Annotated in this window: 5 protein-coding genes and 2 riboswitches; of the genes, 1 reads left to right on the top strand and 4 read right to left on the bottom strand. The window is 70.1% G+C overall.

Annotated features, from left to right (window positions below):
- The first annotated feature begins 30 nt into the window (after positions 1-30).
- The gene (locus AB0I04_RS36600; protein WP_360895353.1) at positions 31-1932 is read left to right on the top strand and encodes an AAA family ATPase; all 1902 of its coding nucleotides are present in this window, start codon (positions 31-33) and stop codon (positions 1930-1932) included.
- A gap of 43 nt (positions 1933-1975) precedes the next feature.
- On the opposite strand, the gene AB0I04_RS36595 is transcribed toward AB0I04_RS36600, so the two are convergent.
- From AB0I04_RS36595 to AB0I04_RS36580, 4 genes are all read right to left on the bottom strand, one after another.
- Positions 1976-3583, bottom strand: coding sequence for an acyl-CoA dehydrogenase family protein (locus AB0I04_RS36595; RefSeq protein ID WP_360895341.1), 1608 nt, complete (start codon positions 3581-3583; stop codon positions 1976-1978).
- Entirely contained in the window at positions 3570-4337 is a 768-nt protein-coding gene (locus AB0I04_RS36590) for a TetR/AcrR family transcriptional regulator (RefSeq protein ID WP_360895338.1), read from the bottom strand. Before AB0I04_RS36590 ends, AB0I04_RS36595 begins: the two co-directional genes overlap by 14 nt.
- A 193-nt stretch (positions 4338-4530) precedes the next feature.
- On the bottom strand, positions 4531-5133 hold the full coding sequence (locus tag AB0I04_RS36585) for a hypothetical protein (protein WP_360895335.1): 603 nt from the start codon (positions 5131-5133) through the stop codon (positions 4531-4533).
- Between the two features lie 151 nt (positions 5134-5284).
- Positions 5285-6049, bottom strand: a complete 765-nt coding sequence (locus AB0I04_RS36580; protein WP_360895332.1) for a CHAP domain-containing protein — start codon at positions 6047-6049, stop codon at positions 5285-5287.
- 13 nt (positions 6050-6062) lie between these two features.
- Positions 6063-6204, bottom strand: a riboswitch (cyclic di-AMP (ydaO/yuaA leader).
- A gap of 105 nt (positions 6205-6309) precedes the next feature.
- Positions 6310-6453, bottom strand: a riboswitch (cyclic di-AMP (ydaO/yuaA leader).
- Between the last annotated feature and the right edge of the window lie 447 nt (positions 6454-6900).

Here is a 6900-nt window from a genome sequence, read left to right as displayed (position 1 = left end):
TTCACCGGACGCGCCGCGGAACTGCGGGCAGTGACCAGAAGTCTGGACAGTGGTGCGGCATCCGCGAGAGTGACCGTTGTCACGGGTTCGCCAGGGGTGGGGAAGACGACCCTGGCATTACACGCCGCCCACCGGCTGCGCCACATCTTCACCGACGGCACCCTGTTCACCGACCTGCGTGGGGCCGGCACAGCCCCCCGGGACCCCGGGGACGTCCTCAACTCCCTGCTCAGATCACTGGGCGTGCCAGGCCGAACCATTCCTGCCGGCCTGGCTGATCGGTCGGCGCTGTACCGGTCGATACTCGCCGATCGCGCGGTCCTCCTTTTGCTGGACAATGCGGCCACCAGCGCCCAGGTACGGTCGCTGCTACCCGGCGGAGGTCCGAGCGCCGTGCTGGTCACCAGCCGCGCTCAGCTGACCGGCCTGGTCGGCGCGACCAGGCTCGACTTGCCGCCTATGAGCGAGCTGGAAGCCACCGCCCTGTTCGCGGCCACAGCAGGCCACGGGCGGGTGGCGGATGACGACACTGCCGTCGCGGACGTGATCACCAGCTGCGGTCGGCTACCTCTTGCGGTGCGGATCGCCGGTGCCAAGCTCGCCTCCCGACCGGCATGGTCGGTGCGGCACCTCGCCGACCGGCTGGCCGACAGGCACCGCCGGATGGACGAGCTCCACATCGAAGACCTCGATGTGCGCGCCAGCCTCATGCTCAGCTATCGCGGGCTCGGACCCGCGGCCGCACAAGCGTTCCGGCTGCTCGCACTGCTCGACTATCCGGCCTCCTCACTCCGTACGGCGGCCGCCCTGCTCGACGTGCCCGTCTCGGACGCCGAACACCTCTTGGACCAACTGCTCGATGCCCACCTGGTGACCAACCCGGCACCAGACCGCTACAGCTTCCACGACCTACTCCGCAGCTTCGCCAAAGAGCAGGCGCTCCGCGAAGACTCCGCCGAGGTGCGTCGCCGATCCCTCACCCGCGCCGTCCGCGCCTCCCTCACCGACCTCGCCGGGCAAATCCCGCACCCTCGGCCCGACGCAGTGCCCCAGGGAACCGGCCGTACAGCGTCCCGCGCCAAGCAGATGCGCGAGGCGGTATCCGACGTCGAGCAGGACAACCTGGTTGCCGCGATCATGCTCGTGACCTCCACGCCCGAACTGGACGCCGTCCTCGCCGCAAAGCTCTTGGAACTCCTTCAGCGTCCGCTCATCCTTTCCGGCCGCTGGGACGACCTGTCCCGCTGCGCGGCCGCCGTCGAGCACGTCACCGAAGGCCGGGCCCAGGCGACGGCCCAGCGCGTGCAGGCTCGTATCGCGATCCACCGCGACGAGCGGGCCACCGCACGTCGGCTCCTGTCAATCACCCTCGAGCAGGCCCGGGCGACCGGTGATCGCCTCGGTGAAGTCAGCAGCCTCATCCTGCTCGGCACCCTGCATGGCCGCTCCGGCGACCACGACGCGGCGGCAGCCACCCTCGAACAGGCCATTACGGCCGGGCTGACCGCCAACATGCCAGTCCAGATGACCATGGCCCACAACTACGCCGGCGAACAGTACCTCCACCTCAACCGGCCCGATACCGCGCTCTACCACCTCCGGGCCGGGCTCAGCCTGGCCCGCGACAACAACGACGAGGACCTCACGGCCATGGCGCTTTACCTCCTCGGCGCCGCCCACAGCCGCCTCGGCGACCACGACACCGCCCTCATCCACCACCATGACGCCCTCCAACTCGCCCAGGCACGCGGCTCGGCCCACAGCGAAGCGATCGCCCGCCTCCACCTCGGCCGAACCCTCCAGGCTGCCGGAAGGCTCGACGAAGCCGACAAAGCGCTCGCCATCGCGGTAGAAGGCTTCCGGGCGCACGGCGACCACCACAGCGCCGCACAAGCACTCGCCGCCGCCGAATCCCTCAGCGGGACCGTCTGAAAGAAGGTCGTCGGCGGGGTTTTGGCTTTGACCCGCGGCAGGGCTATCCCAGTTTCGGAACGGCTCGTTCGATGATGGCGGTGAAGTCGGATCCGGGCGGGAGGGTGCCGAAGGCGCGGCCCCAGTCGCCGCTGAGGCGGGAGGCGCAGAAGGCGTCGGCGACGGCCGGGTGGCCGTGCCGGACCAGCAGGGAGCCCTGCAGCACCAGGGCGAGGCGCTCGACGACCCGCCGGGCGCGCAGCTCGATCGTCGCCACGTCGGTGAGCGAGTCCTTGACCTCGGCGACGGCGGCGTCCAGCCGCGCGTCGGCGCCCGAGGCCAGGCCGATCTCGGTGAAGAACGCCTCCACCGTCTCCGGCTCCTTGACCATCGCCCGCAGCACGTCGAGGGTCGCGACGTTCCCGGAACCCTCCCAGATCGAGTTGAGCGGCGACTCGCGGAACAGCCGCGGCATGCCGGACTCCTCGACGTAGCCGTTGCCACCGAGGCACTCGAGCGCCTCAGCGGCGTGGGCGGGCCACCGCTTGCAGACCCAGTATTTGCCGACGGCGAGGCCGAGCCGCTTGAACGCGGTCTCGCCGCGGTCGGTGGCCCCGGCCAGGCGGAGCATGAGGACGGTCGCGGCCTCCGACTCGACCGCGAGGTCCGTGAGGACGTTGCGCATCAGCGGCTGGTCGATGAGGTACCGGCCGAACACCTGACGGTGCGCGGCGTGGTGGGTCGCCTGGATGAGTTCCTCGCGCATTCCGGCGGCCGCGCTGATGACGCAGTCGAGCCGGGTCATGTTGACCATCTCGATGATCGTGCGGACGCCGCGCCCCTCGTCGCCGACGCGCCAGGCGACCGCGTCCTCGTACTCCACCTCGGCGGATGCGTTCGACCGGTTGCCCAGTTTGTCCTTGAGCCGTTGCAGGCGAAGACCGTTGCGCGTGCCGTCGGGCAGCACCCGGGGCAGCAGGAAGCAGGTGAGGCCCTCCGGCGCCTGCGCGAGGACGAGGAACACGTCGCACATCGGCGCGCTGGTGAACCACTTGTGGCCGGTCAGCAGGTACGTGCCGTCGGGCCGGGGCACGGCACGCGTCGTGTTGGCCCTCACATCGGAGCCGCCCTGCTTCTCCGTCATCGACATGCCGGCGAGGATGCCCTGCTTCTCCAGCGGCGGCCGCAGGCCGAAGTCGTACGTGCCGGACGTCAGCAGCGGTTCGTACTGCCGGGCCAGCTCGGGCGCGTGGCGCAGCGCCGGTACGGCGGCGTAGGTCATCGAGATGGGGCAGCCGTGCCCCGCGTCCACTCGCCAGACGTAGAACTTCGCGGCGCGGGCGACGTGCGCCCCGGATCGTTCGGTCCACGCCCGGGCGTGCAGGCCGTGGCCCACCGCGACGCGCATGAGCTCGTGCCAGGCGGGGTGGAACTCGACCTCGTCGACGCGATGGCCGTACCGGTCGTGGGTACGCAGCACCGGCGGGTGCTCGTTGGCGAGCCGGCCCCACTCGCGCGCCTGCTCCGTGCCTCCCAGTCGGCCGAGCTCGTGGACGGCCTCGGCCGCCCAGCCGCCGCCTTCGCGGAAGAGCCCGTCCAGGAGGGCGGGGTCGTCGGCCACATCATGGCCGACGAGCGGGGGGACCTGGTTGAAGACCTCATGTGTCGTCATCGACCGCTCCGATGCTGCGCTGGGCGAAGGTGATGAGATGAGCCATCAAGCCGGCCTGCGCGTCCGCGTCGCCGACCGCACGTGCCTGCGCCTTGGCGAGGCCGTCGGCACGCGCCTGCGCGTCGGTGCGGCCGTCGGCATGCGTCTGCGCGTCCGCGCGGCGGGCGGCATGCGTCCGTGCGTCCGCGTCGCCGACCGCAGGCGGCTCGGCGGAGCGGCCGGCGCCGACCGCGAGGGGGCCGACGAGAGCCTCGCCGATGGCCCCGACGAGCGCCGCGGCGCTGACCTCGACGTTCTGCTCGGGGAGCTCGCCGGCGGCGATGCCGCGGCCGATGAGCCCGGCGAGGACGGCGGCGTACGCCCGGCGGAAGACCAGGCGCTCGGCGTCGACGGCGGGATCCGCCGGCTCGGCGAGGAGCGCGTACGCCATCCGCGGGGCCCGCAGGGCCCGGCCCGCGAACGTCTCGATCACCGCCGCGATGCCCTCCGCCGCCGAGCCCTCCAGCGACGCGGCGCGCGCGAACGCGTCGACCTCGCGCTGGGAGGCCACCCGGAAGACCTCCGCGACCAGGTCGGCCTTTGCCGGGAAGTGGCGGTAGACGCTGCCGGTCGCGACCCCCGCTCGCCGGGCGACGGCCGCGATCGAGCAGCCGGCGTAGCCGCGCTCGGCGACGACCGCCAGCGCGGCGGCGCGGATGCGGTCCCGAGAGGCGCTGAGCCGGGCCTCGACACGGGGCGTACGGCGGTAAGGCACGCAAGAATTGAACCTCAGTTCATTCCTTCCCTGCAAGGGTGGCCGTCGGGAAAGACGGAGCCGTCGGTAGGGCAGGGCCGTCGGGAACGACGGAACGGCGCGGGATCACCTCAGGTGAGGGGATCCCACGCCGTCCGGGACCGGCAGGCGAGGGGGGGAGCGGGTGACGCCGTGCCGGTGTCGAGGGGGTGGGTTACGCCTTGCCGGTGGCCGTGGCGTAGCCGGTGCCCGAGTGGCGGTACACGCCGCCGTTGCCCAGTTCCAGCACCTGGAACTTGATCGTGATCGAGTTCGACGCGGTGCCGGTGAGCTGCTGCATCATCTTCTCCGACAGGTCGATGAGCGCCGGCGGGTTGTGCTGCGCGACGGCCCACTCGGCCGGGCCGAAGTCCTCCACGATGCCGATCTCGCTCTTACCGTTGTAGGTGACCTTCACCTTGGTGCCGAGCGGCCAGTACGGGCTGGCGAGCGTGTGGAACGACATCGGCTTGCCGGAGGCCGTCGACGGGTCCCAGAAGGACGTCGCGGTCGAGACGCCGCCGGGCAGGGCGGCCTTTTCCTTCTTGGCGTCCTTCTTGAGGCTCACGAACAGCCGGTCCTTGTTCTCCGTGGCGACGCGCTGCTCGGTCTGCGGCGCCTGCTTGGGCGCCTGCGCGGCGGACGGCGCGGGGGCGCTCTGCGCCGAGGATGCCGACTCCGAGGCGGTTCCGTAGGCGAGGGCGGTGGTCACGCCGGCGCCGGCCAGGGTGACGCCGGCGGCCGCGGTGGCAATGGCCTTCGTCGAGAACCTGATCATGGAATTCCTTTCGGGGGCATGGGGAACGGGGGCATGAGGGATGGGGGCATCCCGGGGCGATGACAGGGGGATTCGTGGGACCGCCCGGGAAGGGAAGACCGGCGCGTGCCGCGTTGCTCGGCGGCGACGCGGCACGCGCCGGCACGGGCGATTACTGGGCGTACTCCGGGTAGCCGTAACCCACGACAGCGGAGGTGTTCCGGGTCCGGACCTTCACGGCGTTGTCCGTGTTGCCCTCGACGGTCTGGATGGTGCCGTCGTGGTTGTCCTTGATGACCAGGCCGACGTGGTCGATGGCGTCGACACCGCTGCCGTTCCAGGAGAAGAAGACGACGGCCCCGGGCTTGGGAACGTTGCCCCAGCGGCCCTGCTGCTGGAACCACTTGGCGTGGGTCGGGGTGAACGCGTCGCCACCGATCCCCTTGACGCCGGCTTCGGCGCCGGCCCAGGAGACGAACATGTCGCACCAGTTGGCGTTGGCGTAGTCGCTGATGGACCCGCCGTCGCGCGCGACGCCTGCCTTGGCGTACGGCGAGGACATGAACCACTGGTTGAACTTGGTGCCGCCGGCTGCGTTCTCGGTCGTGCCGACCTGGGAGACGGCGAGCTTCAGGACGTCCGTGGCCGAGGGCAGCTTCTTCTGCACCTGCGCCTTCGGCTCGGCGAGGGCGCGCACCTTGACGTGCGGGGCGTCGCCCAGGGAACCGGCCGCGATCGCCTTACCCATACTGGGATTAGGTATCTGGGCGACATGGTGGGCCGCGAGGCGGGACGCACCGGGGATCTGTGCGGACAGCGCCGGTCCTGCGGAGGCCACGGTGAACGCGGCCGCGCCGGCGGCGGCGGTGCCGGCGATGACGCCGGCGACGGTCTTACGATCAAGGGTAAAGCGGGGTTTGGCGTGTCGAGGGGACACAGGGGGGTACTCCTTCGGCTTCCATGCCGCTTACCGGGTTAGCTGACGGGTTCGGGCGTGGAAGCTGCCCTACGGCACAGGGGATGTGCCGATTCACCCCGGGACTTCTGGTGGGTCCCCGGCTCCGCTAGGTGCGGATTCAGCGGGTCGCCCGCTCATGCGGGCGGCTCGAACAAAGAGATACGTCTGCCGTCATCGGCTAGGGGTAGCGGTGACGGCCGGTATTCAGATCAGGGCGGACTCGCGGACAAGGTTCTGCTCCTTACTTCCAGTACGCCTACCGGGTTAGCTGACGGGTTCGGACGTGGAAGTCGCCCTACGGCACAGGGGATGTGCCGATTCACCCCGGGACTTCTGATGGGTCCCCGGCTCCGTGATCTTCACGGACTCGACGTTGCCGCTCCCGCTGAAAATGGATCAACGGGTACTTCGCGGGAGTGGCGCGATTTTGGGATATGAACCGTCTCGGCTCTGTACGGAGGCCCTCGCACGCGTCTTCGCGCCGCGCCATCTGCGCTGGTGGGCCGGCCGTGCCGGCGGATGTTCGGGCGGCGCATGGGGAGCGTCGCCGGACTTAGAGGAACATATCAGACAAATACCGACGTGCCAAACATGGCCGTCGGATATTACTCACGTGATCGACACCACAAAGATCGTCATAAAGATCGATCTGGCGCGCCTTATGATCCACTTTTGGTTTCCGGTCTAAGCAATCATGAATGACCGCAAAGGTGCTGAATCGTCCAGGTGTCGCAACAGCCGGGCGGCGAAGAGTATTCCGCACCCCGTCACGATGGGTGACCACAGCCTCGGCAGGAGGCTCGCCGTACGCGCCGGAGCACCGAGAAGAC

It is taken from the genome of Actinoallomurus sp. NPDC050550 (genome assembly GCF_040655075.1).
Taxonomy (GTDB): Bacteria; Actinomycetota; Actinomycetes; order Streptosporangiales; family Streptosporangiaceae; genus Actinoallomurus.
Note: the sequence above shows the minus strand (reverse complement) of the source record. Positions and strands in the feature narration are given on the sequence as shown.

Bases quoted from the DNA above. Each gene is read 5' to 3' on its own strand.
- AB0I04_RS36585 (WP_360895335.1), bottom strand. From the start codon at position 5,133: ATGATCAGGTTCTCGACGAAGGCCATTGCCACCGCGGCCGCCGGCGTC.
- AB0I04_RS36595 (WP_360895341.1), bottom strand. From the start codon at position 3,583: ATGACGACACATGAGGTCTTCAACCAGGTCCCCCCGCTCGTCGGCCAT.